We start from the raw sequence: 16943 nt of genomic DNA, 5'->3' as shown, positions 1-16943 counted from the left end.
TCGTTCACCTCCGTATATTCTACGAGTAAGAAACGAATAAGACATTTCGTTTCTCAGGAGTAAATTACTTACCGACGAGCGTTCGTAGGTGTGTTCATGACCGAAGACGCCGACACCCGGACGGACTCCCCGTCGACTGGGGGAGTCAAAGCAGTCGAGACGTCGCTCACGATCGTCGAGGCCCTCCGGGAGATGGGTGGGGGTCGCGTGACGGACGTCGTCGACCGGACGGGGCTCTCGAAGGGAGCGGTGTACAAACACCTCACGACGCTCACGGCGCACGACCTCGTTGTGAAAGAGGGGAACGACTACCACCTCGGCTTCCGCTTTCTGGACTACGGCGGGTGGCTCCGGTCGCGGTACGTCGGGTCGGAGCTGATCAAACCACAGATGCGAGAGCTGGCCGACGAGACCGGCGAGGTCGCACACTTCGCGATTCGAGAGAAGGGTCGGGTCATCACGCTGTTCCGCGAGAACGGGACGCAGGGCGTCTTCACGCGGACCCGGCTGGGTCGGCGGCTCCACCTCCATCAGACCGCGGGAGGGAAGACGCTCCTCGCACACCTCCCTCCCTCGGAGGCCGAATCGATCGTCGCGTCCGAGGGGCTCCCGAGCGCGACGGAGAACACCATCACCGACGAGGCGGAGCTGTTCGCGGAGCTGGAAACCGTTCGTGAACGCGGCTTCGCCGTCAACAGAGAAGAGAGCACCAGCGGCGTCGTCGCCGTCGCCGTCCCGCTCGCCCCGGACGACACAGTCGTCGGCGCGTGTTCGGTTGCCGGTCCGCGACACCGGATGAGTGACGACCGCATCGAGGGCGAACTCGTCGACCTGTTATCGAGCGTCGTCACCGAACTCGAACTGAACATCACTCACTCGCACGGTCCGGTCGGGAAGTTCTGCCCGCGCGAGTAGCCACGCCGGGGCGAGTCGCGCCCTCGGTGGCGGCTCAGTTCGTCTTTAGCGGCGGGAGCATCTCCTCGATGCGTTCGACGTCGACGTCGAGCCAGTCGGGAACCTTCAACTCCTCGCCGAACTCCGCGGGCTCTTGGTCCAGGGTGAAGCCGGGCCCCATCGTCGCGAACTCGAAGACGGCTCCGCCGGGCTCGGTGATGTACCGCGAGTGGAAGTAGTCGCGGTCCTTCGTCGAGGTGGTGATGTAACCGTTCTCCCGGAGGATGTCGCTCACGCGGTCTTGCTCCCAGTCGTTCTCGACCTGGAACGCGACGTGGAGGTACGTCCCGATGCCCATGACGCCGGTCGGCGCGTTCGGGCGGATGAGGACGTCGACCTTCCGCGCGCACGGGCCACCTTCCGGTGCCTCGTACCGAATGCGGTCGCCGGCCTGTGGATGCGTCGCCTCGCCGATGCGGTCCCAGCCGAGCGTCTCGAGGACGTCCATCGTCCCCGCGGGGTCCGACGAGTGGAGCGTCACGTTGTACATCCCTCTGATCCCGTGTTCGGCGGGCACGTCGCCACCGTCCCACGGCTCGATGTCGGACTCACCCGTGACGAGTTCGTACGGGAGCCCGTCGGGGTCGGTGAAGCCGACGACCGTCTCGCCGAATCGCTCTTCGACGGTGTACTCAACGTCGTGGTCCTCGAACCGGTCCGTCCAGTAGCCGACGGACCCCGCGGGAATCGTCAGTCCGACGGCGCTCATCATCCCCTTGCCGACCATCCCCTCCTCCATCGGCATGTTCGTCATCGGGAAGTAGGTGATGACGGTTCCGGGGGTGCCCATCTCGTCGCCGTAGTAGAGGTGATAGATCTTCTCCGGCACGTCGAAGCGGACGGTTCGCTTGACGAAGCGCAGTCCGAGCACGTTCGTGAAGAAGTCGTAGTTCTCCTGCGGATCGTCACAGAACGCCGTCACGTGGTGGATACCGTTTACGTCTGGCATGGTATACTACAACGTGCACTTGGGTGACTCACTAAAAATAGTTTTGTTTTTTGAGTACAACGTCCCGTCGCCCTGTCCGAACCGGACGGCACGTGCGCTGGAGGGTGAACGTTCAAGTTCTCGTGGCCTGTGCGTGCAGTATGTCCTCGAACTACCCCACCCGTCGCCCGACAGACGAGGCGTATCTCGACGACGCGTCGTTCGACCCGCCCACGTCGCTGCTCACGCTCCCGTGGGTCGACTGTCACAACCACGCGCACACCCTCTCGTTCGCCGACCGCGAACGATACGCCGTCGCCGGTTGTCGGTCGATGGTGATGGTCGCCTCGGGCTATCACTGGACGCCGTACAAGCCGGTCCGGTGCGAGGATATCCGCTACCTGTGGGACGACGTCATCAACCGCAAGCGCGCTATCGAGCGCCAGCACTTCTTCGAGACCAACCTGGCGCTCGGTATCCACACGGGCGTCCGAATCGAAGACCCCGACGACCTGTTGGCGGCGATGGCCGAGTACTGCCGACTGGACGACGTCGTCGCCCTCGGCGAGACGGGCGTCACCCCTGCACAGCACGCGGAGGCGTGGGCGCTCGACGAACAGCGGGCGGTCGTCCAGGCGCAGATGGAACTCGCCGCCGACCACGACCTTCCCGTCATCCTCCACACCCCGAACGACATCGACGACGGTCCGCGCTACCGCGACGGCGTCGGCCTCCCCGGCTTCGAGAGCAACGTCTCGCTCGCACGGGAGCCGGTCCTCACGGGAGAGAACCCCGCGCTGGAGGCGGTGAAGATCGACGTCGCCGCGGCCGCCGCCGCCGGGCTTCCCGAGGAGCGGGTCGTCGCCTCTCACGCCGACCCGAACAACGTCGACTACCTGCTCGGTGAGACCGACTGCCACGTCAGCTTCACTGTGGGGTACCCGTGGCTGACGGGCGTCGACGCCACCGACGTCGCGGACGCGATTCGCGAGTACGGCCCCGACCGGGTGATGATGGACACCGACTGTGCGAACATCCTCCGGACGGACGTCTTCTCGGTCAAGAAGGCCATCTTCGAGCTCTACCGGCTCGGTATCGACGTGGACGCGATCCGAAAAGTGGTGCTGGAGAACCCGATGCGGGTCTTCGGGCTCGACGACTGAGCCCGGGGCGACCCAGGCCCGACCGCACTAGCGGTGTCGACAGACGTTGGTCAGTTCGCCTACGCCCTCGACGCCGACGGTGATCTCGTCGCCGTCGTTGAGGAGGACCTTCGGGTCGCGGAAGACGCCGACGCCGGGCGGCGTCCCGGTGAAGACGAGGTCGCCCGGTTCGAGGGTGAACGCTCGGCTACAGAACGCGACGAGCTCGTCGATGCCGAAGATGAGGTTCGACGTCGACGAGTCCTGCAGGCGCTCGCCGTCCAGTTCCGTCCAGACGTCGAGGTCGTGAGGGTCGTCGACCTCGTCCAGCGTGACGAGCTCCGGCCCGATGGGCGCGAAGGTGTCCAGACTCTTCCCGCGGACCCACTGCTCGTCGCTCAACTGGAGGTCGCGCGCGGAGACGTCGTTTCCGACGGTGAGGCCGGCGATGTAGTCGCGGGCGTCGTCGGCGTCGACGTCGCGTGCCTCTCGGCCGACGACGAGCACGAGTTCGGCCTCGTAGTCGACCTGCTCGGTGTACTCGGGGTCCCATGTGATCGCGCCGCCGGGGCCGTTGACACACGTCGGGAACTTCGAGAACAGCATCGGCTCCTCGGGGACGTCCTGGCCGCTCTCCTCGGCGTGGTCGATGTAGTTCAGCCCGACGCAGACGATCTTCTGGGGGTTCGAGACCGGTTCGTGCTGGACGAGATCGTCGCGTGCCTCGACACCGACGCCGTGCTCCGTGGCGTACTCGACAGCCATCGAGACCTTCTCCTCCCAGTTCCACTGGCCGAGTACCGCCGCCGTTTCCTCGGGAAGCGAGACACCCGCCGCCTCACCGGCGACCGAGAGGTTCACCACCGAATCGTCGACGACCGCACCACACCACGCTGGGCCGTCCGCTGTCGCACTGAACTGTCCTAAGCGCATCGTGAGAACCAGTATCGGTCGCTCGTATATAATCCCCGCTGGTGTGTACGGGGGTGTGTCCGACCGACACCGTCCCGCGTCGCCCCGGTGATAGAAACCGTTTTCGTCGTGGGTCGTGACTGATACGATGATGCACTCGAACACGTATCCCAGCGGTCAGTACAGCGTCTCGCTCGCCCTCTCACGGGAGGGTCGCTGATGGCGCTCGAAGGAGAGTTCCTGCTGCTCGGGCGCGTCCTTTTCGGTCTCCTGTTCCTGTACAACGGGTACAACCATTTCGCGAACAACGAGGCCGTGACGGGCTACGCGGAGTTCAAGGGCGTCCCTGCGGCCGGGTTCATGGTCGTCGCCTCCGGCGTGATGATGCTGCTCGGGGGCCTCGGCATCATCCTCGGGGCGTTCCCCGTCGTCTCTGTCGGCGCCATCGCCGTGTTCCTCCTCGTCTCCTCGCCCAAGATGCACGATTTCTGGGCGGCCTCCGACGAGGACCGACAGAACGAGTTCAACCACTTCCTCAAGAACGTCGGCCTGCTCGGCGGGGCTCTCGTCCTCCTCGCGTCGGCGAGCGAGCCGTGGGCGTACGCCGTCAACGTCGGCCTGTTCTGATGCGGCCGCGTCCCTTATTCGACCGGTTGGACGGGTAACTCGACGTGGGTCGGGTGGGCGTGGCTGTGGTGGACCGTGTTGTGCGCCACGCGGTACGCCCGCCCGCCGTACAGTTCGCCCGTGTTGCGGTTGACGTCGTACCGGGGGAAGTTCGACGAGGACACGTCAAGACGGATCGAATGCCCCCTCTCGAACACGGTGGCTGTCGGATACGGCTCCATGTCGAACGCGTACACTTCGCCGGGAGTGATCGGGTCGGGTTCCCGCCGATAGCCACGGTAGCGCGCCCGACAGATGGAGTCGGAGAGGTTCAGCGCGAAGCCGTTCGGGAACGCTTCCGAGGGGGGGTATTCGTCGAGGAGCATCGCCGTGAAGTCGGTGTCGGGCGCGTCGGTCTCGCCGTACACTCGAACGCGGATGGGGCCGACGACCTCGACCGGGCGGTCGAGCGGCGGCGTCCGGAAGACGAGCACGTCATCGCGCTCTTCCACTGGACTGTACGGTTCTGTGGCCCCGAACGTCTCCGGTCGCGTCCGCTGGTCGTACCCGCCGCTCCCGGTGATGTTCACGGTCTCTCGCTCCGCGAGCGGATACTGCACGAGCGTCTCCGACCGCTGTTCGAACGCCGAGTACGACGAGCAGTTGCCGCCGAGCGTGGGTACGGGGTCGGTCGGGTCGAACCGATACGTCGTCGAGGCGTCTTCGGATCCCTCGGGGATGCTCGGCCGCTCCGTTCGGAGCGTCCCGTCGGGGTGTGCGTAGTAGCTCGTGAGGGTGGTTCCCGACGGCGGCCACTCCTCCGCTGTCGTCCACTCGCCGCCGTGGAACAGTCGACCCGCCCCCGTCTTACGGCCGTCGCCGCCGCCCATGCGCCAGTACTGGACCGTCGGCTGGTCGGCCCACGTCGCCTTCCCCTTCAGGTAGTGGTCGAAAAAGCGGAGGCGAAGCTGTTGATACTCGAGGAGACAGTCGTCGCCGAAGGCGACCTCGCCGGCGTGCGGGGAGGACCACGACGGGAGCGGATACGACTCCCAGCCGTGCGTCCACGGCCCCACGAGGAGGAAGTGGTCGCTCTCTTTCTGCGCGTTCAGCGCCTCGAAGGCGTCACACGTCGCCTTCGCGTAGGAGTCGTACCAGCCGCCCGCGTACACCGTCGGCACGTCGGCCGACGCGTCGTAGTGCGCCGCGAAGTCGAGGCCGGGTTCGTCCCACAGCTCCGAGTCCCCCTCGGTGGTCATGACGTCGAACAGCCACCGTTCGTACGACGGTGCGCGTCGGAGCGGCGACTGCCCCCGACGGAGCGGCCCGTTCGCGAGTACGTCGCGCGTGTCGACGTTCGCGAAGTGTGCCTGTGTCTCGAGGTCGGCGAGCGACTCCGCCCCGAAGCCGGCGCCGTGGACGAACGCCCAGCAGAGCCACCGGAGTTCGAAGGCCCCGTTGTGCCGGAACGTCGCCTCCCACCCGTTCGAAGCGCCCTGGTTGACGAACATCGCCTCGAGATGCGGGGGGTCCTGTGTCGCCAGCGCCGACTGGACCCACGCGCCGTACGACGTCCCGAGCGTGCCAACCTGCCCGTCGCAGTACGGCTGCTCGGCCAGCCACTCGACGGTGTCGTAGCCGTCTTCGGCCTCGTCGACGAAGATGAAGAAGTCGCCTTCGCTCTCGAACCGCCCCCGCACGTCCTGGATGGCGACGACGTAGCCCCGCGAGGCGAACCACTCGCCGTGTCGCTCGAGGTTGCTTCGCTTGTCGTAGGGGGTCCGGTCGAGCAGCGCGGGCAACGGCTCGTCGACTACCTCGCCCGTCCCGGGGTCCGCGGGTCGGTAGATATCCGTCGCCAGCCGAACCCCGTCGCGCATCTCGACCATCACGTCGAACGCAGCGTGAACGTCGTACTCCGGTGCCGAAGCCATGCCGACCAGATTCCGCCCCGACATATAAAGTGTCGCCCCCGTGGCGCGGTGTGGGCGGCCCAACAGTCACGTCACTCCGGGCGCAAGGAGCGGTATGCGCGAACACACCGTCGCCCGCGACGACGACCCCAATCTGCACGTCGTCGAGACGGGACCGCGAGACGCCCGTCCCGTCCTTTTCGTCCACGGTTACTCCCAGAGCCATCTCTCGTGGGAGGCGCAACTCGACGCCGACCTCGCCGGCGAGTTCCGCCTCGTCGCGATGGACCTCCGCGGTCACGGCTCCTCGGAGAAGCCGCCTGCGGGGGACGCGTACAACGACGCCCGAGTGTGGGCCGACGACGTCGACGCCGTCTGTGACACGCTGGGACTCGACGACGTCGTCATCGTCGGCTGGTCGTACGGCTCGCTCGTCACGCTCGACTATCTCGCTCACTACGGGACCGACCGCGTGGCCGGGTTGAATCTCGTCGGCATCGTCTGCGGTATCGGTACCGAACGGACGAACGACTGGCTCACCCCGGGATACGTCGACCTCTTCCCCGACATCGTTTCGACGGACGTCGAGACGAGCGTGGCGGCGCTCGAACGGCTGGTCGATCTGTGCATCCACACGGAGTTGGCCCCCGCGGACCGCTATCGAATGCTCGGGTGGAACGTCGTCGTCCCGCCGGCCGCCCGTGACGGGATGCGTGACCGGACCGTCTCGTACCTCGACCTCCTCGACTCGCTCTCCGCACAGACGCTCCTCAGCCACGGCGTCCACGACGCTGTCGTCTCGGTCGACGCGGCCCGTGAGGCCGAACGGCTGCTCCCGAACGCGACGTGTTCGACGTATCCCGACAGCGGGCACGCGCCCTTCTGGGAACGGCCCGAGCGATTCAACCGAGAACTCCGCGCGTTCGTCGCCGGCCTCGGATAGTCGAACGTGCCGCCGCGACACCGGGGTCGGGGTTGGGCTTATGTGAGAGACGCCGGTACAGGGTGTATGTCAACTCCAGCGTCCGCCCGACAGTTCCGGTTCGACTACGCGCCCGGGGAACTCCGTTGCGGTCGCGGCTGCGTCGCCGACCTCGACGAGGTCCTCGCCCGACACGACCTCGACAGCGCACTCGTCGTCACCGGGACGAACGTGGGGTCGAACCACCGGGTGATGGACCCCGTCGAGGCCGGCCTCGGCGACCGACTCGCAGGTGTGTTCGCCGAGACCAGTCCACAGAAGTGCCTCAAGACGGGGCTCGATGCCGCCCACCGTCTCCGCGACGAAGGCATCGAAGCGCTCGTCGCCGTCGGCAGCGGGAGCAGCCTCGACACCGCGAAGGTGGTGAGCGCGCTCTGTAGCCATCCCGACCTCGACACCGCGGCCGAACGCGCTCTCGACACGAGGACCGTCCCCGTCGCCGACGACGGTGACGCGGTCCCCATCGTCGCTGTCCCGACGACGCTCGCCGGGGCGGACCTCTCGATCGTCGCGGGCGTCAACCTCACCCTTACGCCCGGCGCGCGGCCGGACCACGAGGTGCCGAGCGGCTCGCTCAGCGACCGACGGCTCATGCCGACCGCGCTCTGTTACGACCTAGCGCTGTTCGATACCACCCCGAAATCGGTTCTGTGCGCCTCGGCGATGAACGGCTTCGACAAGGCCGTCGAGTGTCTGTACTCGCCTTCGAACACGCCGGTGACCGACGCCACCGCGATGCGGGCGCTGACGCTGATGCAGTCGGGGTTCGAGACGCTCCCGTCCGAGGAGATGGACGACGAGCGACTGTACGAGGCCGTCTCCGGGGTCGTCCTCGCGCAGTACGGCCTCTCGACGCCCGACGCCTACCGGGCCTCGATCATCCACGCGTTCGGCCACGGCTTCTCACACGACTACGACGTCCATCAGGGGACCGTCCACGGCATCCTCGCGCCACACGTGCTCGGACTCGTGTTCGACCACGCCCACGGTCGGCGCGACCTCCTGGCACGGGGGTTCGGCCTCGACGGCGCGGGCGCGACGGACGACGAACTCGCCGCGGGCGTCATCGACGCTGTCGCGGCCGTCCGCGACGACCTGGGCCTCCCGACGCGGCTCCGCGAGGTCGACGGCCTCGCCCGTACGGACTTCGAGTCGATTGCCGCGGTCATCCACGAGGACGGCTTCATGACGCTCACGCCCGCCGGGGTCGACCCGAGTGAGGACGAAATCGTCGAGGTCCTCGAGGCGGCGTGGTGACCTAACTTCACAAGTAATTACTCGATTCTAACCACTCGGGTCGTCCGCGACCGGCCGGGCGCGGACGACCAGGACCGGCGCGACCGCGCCTTCGGCCACCCGTTCGGCGTCGTCGCCGAACAGCACCGACAACAGCGACTGCCCGCCCTCGCCCATCACGATGACGTCGAACTCGTCGGACCGGTCGACGATATCGACCACCGGCCGCTCCGCGGTGCTCGTCTCCACGGTGAGTTGGCCCGTGGGGAGCCCCCGGGTCTGGAGCGTCTCGTACACGCGGTCGGCCGCGGCCTCGGCGTCGAAGTCGGCGGCGTCGTGCGCGAGCCCCCAGACGGTCACGCTCACGTGATTCCCCCGCGACGCACAGAGGGTCGCCACGAGGTCCGCGAGCCGACTGACGTCGATTGCGCCGCGAACCGCCACGAGGACGTCTTCGATCTGCCCGGTGGGGTTCGGCAGCAACAGCGCCGTCGCGTCCACCTCGCTCGCGACCCGCTCGACGGTCTGGTCTCTGTCGTGGGTGAAGACGACGCGTGTCTCCACTCTCCGGCCGGCCGCCGCGAAGCGCTCGGCGATGTCCTCGACGGCCGTTCGGGCGCGGTCTTCGAACTGCATGCTCGCCTGCTCCGTCGGCGTCTGCTCGGGCAGGACGTGGTAGCCGAGGACGACCACGTCCGAAGGGGCGAGGAAGTCGACCAGCGGTTCCGGGACCGCCTGTCCCTCTAAGACGCGGACCGGAATCAGTACCTTCGGCGGTTCACGGATCGAGAGGTCGGGTGTCGTGTCGGTGTCAGTCATCACAGGGCCCCCTTGAGCGAGACGTCGTTCGCGTAGTAGACGTACCAGCCGGCGGATACGAGCATGACCGCGACGCCGATGAGCTGTGAGGTGAACTGCATGAACGTGATGAGGCCGAAGCTGGCGAGCGCGCCGAGTCCGGCGACGAGTCGGTGTGCCGGCACTCGGAAGTCGGGGTCGTACCACTCCGGCTCGTTCCGCCGGAGGACGATGAGCGCCACGCAGATGAGTCCGTACATGACGAGGTGCAAGAAGGAGGCGACCTCCGCGAGCACTTCGACGCGCCCGAGCGCGACCAGCACCAACACGGGACCGCCGCCCATCGCGAGCGCCACGTGCGGCGTCCCGTATCTGAGGTTCATCCGGCTGGCCGCCCGGGGCAAGATGGCGTCTTTGCTCACCGCGAACACCGCCCGCGAGGTCGAGAGGATGGAGGCGTTCGCGCTGGAGACGGTCGCGAGTAGCCCCGCGAGGAGGATGGCGACCGCCCCGACTCGCCCGCCGAAGGCGCGTGCGACCTCGACGATGGCCGTCTCGCCGAGTTCCGACAGCGTCGCACTGCCGAAGGCGCTGGTCGTGACGAACACCGTCGCGACGTACAGGACGCCGACGACGAGGACCGACCCGACCATCGCCAGCGGGAGGTTCCGCCCCGGCTGTTTGATGTCGCCCGCGACGGTCGCCACCTGTGCGAACCCGAGATAGGAGGTGAAGACGAGCGCGGCGGTCGTGAACACCGGCGCGAGCCCGAACCGCAGGAACGGCTCGGGGGTTCTGACGCCCCCGAAGATGCCAACCGCGTCGAGGCTGCCGTACCCCAGAAAGACCACCAGGATGCTCAGTAACACCCCGACGACGTACTTCTGCACCGTGGCCGCGTTCTCGGTTCCGAGGAGGTTCAACGCCGTGAGGAACACTCCGAACACCAGCGCGAGCGGGACGACCACGGTGGCCCCACCCAGTTCGACCCCGGCTTCGGCGAGGACGGCCGCCGCGTAGTTGCCGAACCCGACCAGGTAGAACGCGGTCGCGAACACCAGTCCGAGCCAGATGCTGAGTCCGACGACGGCCCCCGGAAGCGCGCCGAGCGAGCGGGAGATGAAGTAGTAGCCCCCGCCGGAGCGCGGCATCGCCGTCGCCAACTCGGACGTCGGCAGTGCGACGAGCAAGGCGATGAGGGCTCCGATGGCGAACGACCCGGCCGCCGCAGCGCCGGCCCGTCCGGCGGCCAACCCGGGGAAGACGAAGATACCCGCGCCGATCATCGTCCCGACGCCGATGGAGAGGCCACCGACGAGACCGATAGAGCGTTCGAGTTCGGTCCCCTGTTCGGTGACGGAGGTCTCGTCGGTGGTCGCCGTCGGTTCGACCACCTGCTCCGGCGTCTCTCCGGCCCGGTTCGCCCCCTCGACGCGGCTGTCGGTTTCTGCCCCCTCCATCGAGTGTGTCTCGACTGCTCCTGTCACCCGGATAAAGATACCGCCCACCCGGAGGGGCCGCGCTCTTCCCGAGCCCACGGCGTAAAGTCACGAGTAATCACTTCTGAAATACTTGCCAGTCGATTCCGGCGCGTCTGTTTCCCGACGAATCGCGGCCCAGCCGCTACGACGAGTCGAGCGTGTGTCGACGGTATCGTCGCGTCGCGTATCCGTACGACACCGCCGGCACCCCCAGCGTCGCGAGGAGGTACAGCGTGACGCCGGCGAGTGCGAGGCCCGTCGGCGCGAGGTGTCCCGTCACGAAGTACCAGAGGACGACGAGGCCGATGCCCGTCCCGAACACGACGACGGCCGCGTACGCCATCGTGACGAGCATCGACGGCGAGACGGTCTCGACCCCCCACATCTCGCGCTCCTCGTAGATGGGGTAGGCACAGCCGAGGCCGAGCGCGAGGAGCGCGCTGGCGACACACCACCCGACGCCGGCGACGGCGAACGCGACCCCGTAGCGGGGTGTGGCGCTCGCCGCGAGCGCCCCGACCGGAACGAGGACGGCGAACGGGAGGCCGATGGTGAGGCCCGCACCGACCCGCCCCCGGAGGTACGTCGCCGGGTCGGTCCGGGTGAGCAACACCAGCGGGAGTTGCGGGCGGTCGTCGCCGAGCGGGTTCAGCCCGAACGCCGCCCCCGAGACGTACGCCCCGAGCACGACGCCGAGCCCCGCGATTACCGCCAGGAGCCCATCGCCGCTCGAACTCTGCAACAGTCCGCCGAAGGGGCCGAGGAAGAACACGACGACGAGCAGGTGGACGAGCTGCTGTGGCTGTCGGACGGCCCGGAGGACGAACCCCCACGCGACGCGGCCGGCTTTCGTCCACGCGTAGGGTCGCGGCGGGCTGAACCGTCCCGTGTCTCCCCCTGCGTCCGGCGACTCCGTGCTCCGGCGGGTCACACCGTCGGTGAACCAGAGGGCGACCGCCTGCCGTTCGGCGGCGACGACACCGACCGGCGTGAGCGCGAGACTCACGACGAGCACGCCGAGCGCACTCGGGTCGATGGGCCGTGCGAGCGGCGTCCCGACGAACGCCAGACTGACGTACGCCGTCAGCGGGCCGACGCCGACGACGGACAGCCCCCGACCGAGCGCCAACCCCTCGGTGACGAGGTACTGGCCGACGAACTGTGAGCCGACGACGGCACCGACCAGCGCCGCGATGCCGCCCAGCTTGAGCACGCGTCGAAGGGTCGGGAGCCGACGGAACACCCGGAGGAGGCCGAGCCCGGCCGCGTAGCCCCAGACCGCCGTCGAACAGACGAGTGGAACGACGACGAGCCCGGCCGTCAGGAGGAGCGTCGGCGCGCCCACGCCGAACGCGAACGCGCCGGCGACGGCGGCGATGGGCAGTCCGAACCACAGCGCCAGTCGCGACAGCTCGGCCGTGACGAGGCCGACCACGACGGCCCTGGGGTGGACCGTCGTCAGGAGGAGGGCTTCGGCCTCGGCCCCGCCGATGCGTTCGAGCGTCCGCACGACGGCGACGAGCGCGAGTCCGACGGGGAGCGCGACGGCGACCTGGTCGAGGAACGGAATCGCCGCGGCGGTGCGGACGCGCTGCCCGACGAGGAAGACGCCCGGGAGCGTGAACAGGAGACTGCCGCCGAAGAACAGCGCGAGGAGGACGAGCCCGAGCACGCGTCGGCCGTCGCGCAGATATCCTCTGACGCTCCTGACGAACTCCGCCCGGCAGATGCGAAGCCCGTGTCGCACGTCGCGGGCGAGCGTCATTCGCCCCGCCCAGACTCGTGGTCACGGTCGTGGTCGGTGTCGCGGTCGGCTCCGGACTCACCGGACGTCGCGGTCGCGGCGGCGCCGTCACCGCTGGTGACCGCGAGGAACGCGTCCTCGAGCGTCCCCGCGCCCGTCTCCGCGCGCGACCGCAGTTCGTCGGGCGTCCCTTCCGCGACGAGGCGTCCCTCGAAGAGCACGCCCACCTCGTCGGCGACGGCCTCGACGACCGGGAGGATGTGTGTCGAGAGGAACACGGTCGTCCCCGCGTCGGCGAACTCCGCGATGGACTCGCGTATCTCGCGGGCCGCGCGCGGGTCGAGGCCGCTCGTCGGCTCGTCCAAGAAGAGGACGTCCGGGTCGTGGAGGACGCTCTGGACGAACGCCGTCTTCTGCCGCATCCCCTTCGAGTAGGTGCTGATGCGCTTTCCGGCGTCGGCGGCGAGGTCGAAGCGGTCGAGGAACGCGTCGATTCGGGAGGTCGCCGTCTCGGGCGGGATGTCGCGAAGGTCGGCGACGTAGTCGAGTTGCTCACGGGCGCTGAACTCCTCGTACAGCGGCGGCGTCTCGGGGAGGTAGCCGACGCGCGCGACGAGTTGCCGGCGGTCGTCGACGGGGACACCGCAGACGCTGACCTCGCCGGTGGTCGCGTCCGACAGGCCGGTCAACAGCCGCATCGTGGTCGTCTTCCCCGCGCCGTTCGGGCCGAGAAAGCCGTAGACCGTCCCGTGCGGAATCGACAGCGAGAGTCCGTCGAGGGCGACGTCGGAGCCGTACGTCTTTCGGAGGTCCGTCGCCTCGACGGCGACGGCAGACGAGGTGGAGGGCATCGGTGGTACTGTCGTTTTCACAACTGTTTGGTATAGCTTTCGACCGCCCACGACACGGGGACGCCGGTGAGCTCTCGGCGGCCGCCCGGACCAGCCACAACGGCTAAACACCTGACACGTGAGCGTGGACTCGATGCGCTGGTCCCCGCTTGCACGCAAAGAGTGCCGAGCAGTGGCGACGTCGAAGGGCGTCTGGCTGCTCGCCGTCCTCCTCGTCGGCTGGGGGTATCGCCCCAGCTACGTCGGCTGGGACGCACTCGGCGCGAACATGACCGTCGGTTACGTACAGACCGCCGCGACCGCCCTCCTCCCGCTCGGCGTGCTTCTGTTGAGCTACCAGGCTGTCGTCGGCGAACGGTCCTCGAACAGCCTCCGGTTCGTCCTCAGCCTCCCGCTGACGCGGACGGACGTGCTCGTGGGGAAGGTCGTGGGGCGAACGGCGGGCCTCGCCGGGCCGCTCTGTGTCGCCTTCGCCGCGCTCGGTGTCATCGGACTGCTCGACCACGGCGTCTTCGACCCCCTCCTGTTCGTCGGCGTCGTCGCCGTGACGCTCGTCTACGTCTGCGCGCTGGTCTCGGTCGCGGTCGCCATCTCCGCGCTCGCCGACCGGACGGTGACCGCGGCCGGCGCGGTCTTCGGCGGGGTCTTCCTCCCGTTCGTGCTCTTTTGGACGCCGCTCGTCACGGGCGTCTTCACCCGCGTGACCGGCGTCCCCGTCGACGCGTTCAACCCGCCGGCGTCGGGACCGCTGTTCGTCCTCCTCCGTCTCTCTCCGGGGGGTGCGTACCACGTCGTCACCAACTGGCTCCTCGGGGTCGGCAACGCCGCCGAACTGTACAGTCAGGTCCTGACACAGCTCCGACCGAACGTCTCGACGAACGCGTTCGTCGTCGAGGCGACGTTCCCGTCCGGCGCGGTCCCGTGGTATCTCCACGAGTCGCTCGGGCTCGTCGTCCTCCTCGGGTGGCTCGTCGTGCCGCTCGCCGTTGCTCGCTCTCGGTTCGTTCGGGGTGACGTGGTGTGAGCGCGCCCGCCGTCCGCGCCGAGCGCCTCACGAAGCGGTACGGGCAGACCGCCGTCGTCGACGCCCTCGACCTCGTCGTCGACCGCGGGGAGGTGTTCGGTCTCCTCGGCCCCAACGGTGCCGGGAAGTCGACGACCATCGGCTTGCTCCTCGACTACGTCCGCCCGACCAGCGGCCGGGTGCGGGTCTTCGGTCGCGACCCACGGGCGGACGTCGTGGCGGTCCACGACCGACTCGGCGTCCTCCCCGACCGGTACGGTCTCTACCCGGGGCTCACCGCGACACAGCATCTCGCGTTCGTCATCGACACGAAGGGGGCCGACGACGACCCCGCGTCGGTCCTCTCCCGCGTCGGCCTCGGCGACGCGCGGTCTCAGCCGGTCGAGACCTTCTCACAGGGGATGGAGCAACGGCTCGCCCTCGCGATGGCGCTCGTCGGCTCGCCCGACCTGCTCGTCCTCGACGAGCCGTTCACCGGGCTCGACCCCCACGGCGTCCGGACCGTCCGCGAGATCGTCCACGCGGAGCACGACCGCGGGGCGACGGTGTTCTTCTCCAGTCACGTCCTCGGACAGGTCGAACTCGTCTGTGACCGCGTCGGCGTGCTCCACGAGGGTCGACTCGTCGCCAGCGGCAGCGTCGACGCCCTCCGGGAGACGGCAGACGTCGGCCCGGACGCGACGATGGAGTCCATATTCGTCTCGCTCACCGACGGCGATGCCTCGGCACTCTCTCGGGAGGCCGACCGATGAGACGGCGGACCCTCCTGGGTGCGGCGAGCGCGTCGCTGGTCGGGTTGGCCGGCTGCATGGGGGCGACGGAGTACACGGTCGTCGACGCCACCGTCGGCGACGTCCCGGCACCGCTTGCCCTCTCGGTCACGGTCACCGACCCCGACGCGGTCGTCGAGCACCCCGCGCGGCTCACGTTCTCGCTCACGAACGAGCGGGACGCACCCGTCCGGGTGCGGAACACGGGCATCTGGCCGTTCGGCCTCCTCGAACTCGTCGACACCGTGGATGCGGTGACCGCCGCCGGTACCATCCTCTGGACGCCCCGATACGCCGAGAGCCCACACGTCGACGCCACGAGTCGCCGCGACTACGGCACCACGTCGACGCCGCTCGTCCGCACACTCGACGCCGGCGAGCGGGTCCGCGAGACATACGAACTTCACGGCGACAGCCTCGGCGGCACCGACACCGGCGTGCAGTTCGTCCGCGGCGAGTTCGACCCGCCCATCCTCGAGTACGCCGTCGGCGACGAGGACGGGGGCGACGACTGGCAGTCGCTCCTCCCCGAGGTGCGGGTACGCCTCGAAGCGAAGCGACTGCTCCCCGAGATTTCATAACACTGCACACACACCTTCCCCGCCGACGTCCGCGCCTCCCTCCGGTGGGTCGGCGTGGGGCTCCTGGTCGGCGTCGTCCACACCGCCGGCCTCCGTTTCTCGCCCTCCTCGTGACGACGCTTCGGACTGCCGACCCCGCTGACCAGTAGTTCTTTGTGGGCCTCCCGTCGTCTCACTCAGTGTGGTCGTCCTCCAAGCCCTCCACTCAGCCGCTGCCGCAGTGAAACGCAACCCGATCCTGTTCGTCGTCGCCGCGGCGGCCAGCCTGCTGCAACTCCCCGGAGTACTCGCACAGTTCGCCGCCCCACTCGTCGGGGGCGTCATCTCGCTCGGCTTCAGCGCCGTCTCGCTGTTCGTCATGCCCTTTCTCTTCGGCGGCCTCATCGGCATGGCGAACGAGGCGCTCGACGGACGGACCTCGTTCGGGACGCTCGTCAGCGAGGGGAACGCACACTACCTCTCGATTCTCGTGGTCTACTTCAGCCTGTTCGCCGTCAACTTCGTGCTGGGCTTCGTCCTCGTCTTCGGCGCGATCATCGGCGGTGTCGTCGTCTACACGGGTGGGCAGTCGACCGCCCTCCTCGTCGCCGTCGGCGCAATCGCGCTACTCGGCCTGCTCGGTTACCTCCTCGTCGCCGTCACCATCCAGTTCTTCGGCCACGCCATCGTCGTCGACGACCTCGACGCCGTCGCGAGTATCAAACGCAGCGCGTGGTGTGTCCGCCACAACCTGCTGGCCGTGCTCGGATACACGCTCCTCACGGCCGTCGGCGGTGCCGTCTTCGGACTGGTCGGCGGCCTCTTCTCGCTGCTCACGTCGCCGGCGTCTCCCGGGGCGGCGGTCCCCACCTCGACACCGGCCGCCAGTCACCTCCCCGTCGCGGTCCCGTCTGTCGGTATCGCCGGAACCGTCGGCCTCGTCATCGTCCTCGTGGTCGCCACCGCGCTCTTCGGTGGCTTCTTCGCCGCGTTCTCGACGGCGTTCTATCGGGCGATTCGACCGGGGGCGGCCTGAGGGAGA

At 68.4% G+C, this 16943-nt stretch carries 16 protein-coding genes; 9 read left to right on the top strand and 7 right to left on the bottom strand.

What is annotated here, in order from left to right; translation table 11 throughout:
- The first annotated feature begins 96 nt into the window (after positions 1 to 96).
- Positions 97 to 915 carry an IclR family transcriptional regulator gene (locus E6N53_RS12965; RefSeq protein WP_142859898.1) on the top strand — a complete coding sequence of 273 codons (819 nt, stop codon included), beginning with the start codon at positions 97 to 99 and terminating at the stop codon, positions 913 to 915.
- A gap of 34 nt (positions 916 to 949) precedes the next feature.
- On the opposite strand, the gene E6N53_RS12960 is transcribed toward E6N53_RS12965, so the two are convergent.
- Complete coding sequence (locus E6N53_RS12960; protein ID WP_142859896.1) at positions 950 to 1903, bottom strand: VOC family protein; 954 nt, start codon at positions 1901 to 1903, stop codon at positions 950 to 952.
- A gap of 140 nt (positions 1904 to 2043) precedes the next feature.
- On the opposite strand from E6N53_RS12960, the gene E6N53_RS12955 reads away from it, so the two are divergent.
- Positions 2044 to 3045: a TatD family hydrolase gene (locus E6N53_RS12955; RefSeq protein WP_142859894.1), complete on the top strand. Its 1002-nt coding sequence runs from the start codon at positions 2044 to 2046 to the stop codon at positions 3043 to 3045.
- Positions 3046 to 3072: 27 nt separating this feature from the next.
- Here E6N53_RS12955 and E6N53_RS12950 read toward each other — a convergent pair whose 3' ends face one another.
- On the bottom strand, positions 3073 to 3957 hold the full coding sequence (locus E6N53_RS12950; protein ID WP_142859892.1) for a fumarylacetoacetate hydrolase family protein: 885 nt from the start codon (positions 3955 to 3957) through the stop codon (positions 3073 to 3075).
- Positions 3958 to 4155: 198 nt separating this feature from the next.
- Here E6N53_RS12950 and E6N53_RS12945 point away from each other — a divergent pair, with 198 nt between their 5' ends.
- Positions 4156 to 4563 carry a DoxX family protein gene (locus tag E6N53_RS12945; RefSeq protein ID WP_142859890.1) on the top strand — a complete coding sequence of 136 codons (408 nt, stop codon included), beginning with the start codon at positions 4156 to 4158 and terminating at the stop codon, positions 4561 to 4563.
- A gap of 14 nt (positions 4564 to 4577) precedes the next feature.
- Here E6N53_RS12945 and E6N53_RS12940 read toward each other — a convergent pair whose 3' ends face one another.
- Positions 4578 to 6476: a CocE/NonD family hydrolase gene (locus tag E6N53_RS12940; RefSeq protein WP_142859888.1), complete on the bottom strand. Its 1899-nt coding sequence runs from the start codon at positions 6474 to 6476 to the stop codon at positions 4578 to 4580.
- 94 nt (positions 6477 to 6570) lie between these two features.
- Here E6N53_RS12940 and E6N53_RS12935 point away from each other — a divergent pair, with 94 nt between their 5' ends.
- Both E6N53_RS12935 and E6N53_RS12930 read left to right on the top strand, forming a co-directional pair.
- Entirely contained in the window at positions 6571 to 7398 is an 828-nt protein-coding gene (locus E6N53_RS12935; protein WP_142859886.1) for an alpha/beta fold hydrolase, read from the top strand.
- A gap of 66 nt (positions 7399 to 7464) precedes the next feature.
- Positions 7465 to 8694, top strand: coding sequence for an iron-containing alcohol dehydrogenase family protein (locus tag E6N53_RS12930; RefSeq protein WP_142859883.1), 1230 nt, complete (start codon positions 7465 to 7467; stop codon positions 8692 to 8694).
- A gap of 27 nt (positions 8695 to 8721) precedes the next feature.
- Here the strand turns inward: E6N53_RS12930 and E6N53_RS12925 are convergent, their stop codons facing one another.
- The 4 genes from E6N53_RS12925 to E6N53_RS12910 all read right to left on the bottom strand — a co-directional run bounded on the left by E6N53_RS12925 (position 8722) and on the right by E6N53_RS12910 (position 13547).
- Positions 8722 to 9492, bottom strand: coding sequence for a universal stress protein (locus tag E6N53_RS12925; RefSeq protein WP_142859881.1), 771 nt, complete (start codon positions 9490 to 9492; stop codon positions 8722 to 8724).
- Positions 9492 to 10931 carry an APC family permease gene (locus tag E6N53_RS12920; protein WP_142859879.1) on the bottom strand — a complete coding sequence of 480 codons (1440 nt, stop codon included), beginning with the start codon at positions 10929 to 10931 and terminating at the stop codon, positions 9492 to 9494. Before E6N53_RS12920 ends, E6N53_RS12925 begins: the two co-directional genes overlap by 1 nt.
- Positions 10932 to 11094: 163 nt before the next feature.
- Positions 11095 to 12717: a hypothetical protein gene (locus E6N53_RS12915; RefSeq protein ID WP_142859876.1), complete on the bottom strand. Its 1623-nt coding sequence runs from the start codon at positions 12715 to 12717 to the stop codon at positions 11095 to 11097.
- Positions 12714 to 13547 (bottom strand): ABC transporter ATP-binding protein, encoded by an 834-nt coding sequence (locus tag E6N53_RS12910; RefSeq protein WP_142859874.1) that lies wholly within the window; start codon positions 13545 to 13547, stop codon positions 12714 to 12716. The genes E6N53_RS12915 and E6N53_RS12910 overlap by 4 nt, the downstream gene beginning before the upstream one ends.
- Before the next feature lie 133 nt (positions 13548 to 13680).
- Between E6N53_RS12910 and E6N53_RS12905 the strand changes: the two genes are divergently transcribed.
- The 4 genes from E6N53_RS12905 to E6N53_RS12890 all read left to right on the top strand — a co-directional run bounded on the left by E6N53_RS12905 (position 13681) and on the right by E6N53_RS12890 (position 16937).
- On the top strand, positions 13681 to 14571 hold the full coding sequence (locus E6N53_RS12905; RefSeq protein ID WP_142859872.1) for an ABC transporter permease: 891 nt from the start codon (positions 13681 to 13683) through the stop codon (positions 14569 to 14571).
- The gene (locus E6N53_RS12900) at positions 14568 to 15323 is read left to right on the top strand and encodes an ABC transporter ATP-binding protein (protein WP_142859870.1); all 756 of its coding nucleotides are present in this window, start codon (positions 14568 to 14570) and stop codon (positions 15321 to 15323) included. The genes E6N53_RS12905 and E6N53_RS12900 overlap by 4 nt, the downstream gene beginning before the upstream one ends.
- Positions 15320 to 15922, top strand: a complete 603-nt coding sequence (locus tag E6N53_RS12895; RefSeq protein ID WP_136602978.1) for a DUF8130 domain-containing protein — start codon at positions 15320 to 15322, stop codon at positions 15920 to 15922. Before E6N53_RS12900 ends, E6N53_RS12895 begins: the two co-directional genes overlap by 4 nt.
- A gap of 181 nt (positions 15923 to 16103) precedes the next feature.
- Entirely contained in the window at positions 16104 to 16937 is an 834-nt protein-coding gene (locus E6N53_RS12890) for a DUF7847 domain-containing protein (protein WP_142859868.1), read from the top strand.
- Positions 16938 to 16943: the final 6 nt, after the last annotated feature.

The sequence above is a fragment of the Salinigranum halophilum genome (assembly GCF_007004735.1).
Lineage (GTDB): Archaea > Halobacteriota > Halobacteria > Halobacteriales > Haloferacaceae > Salinigranum > Salinigranum halophilum.
Note: the sequence above shows the minus strand (reverse complement) of the source record. Positions and strands in the feature narration are given on the sequence as shown.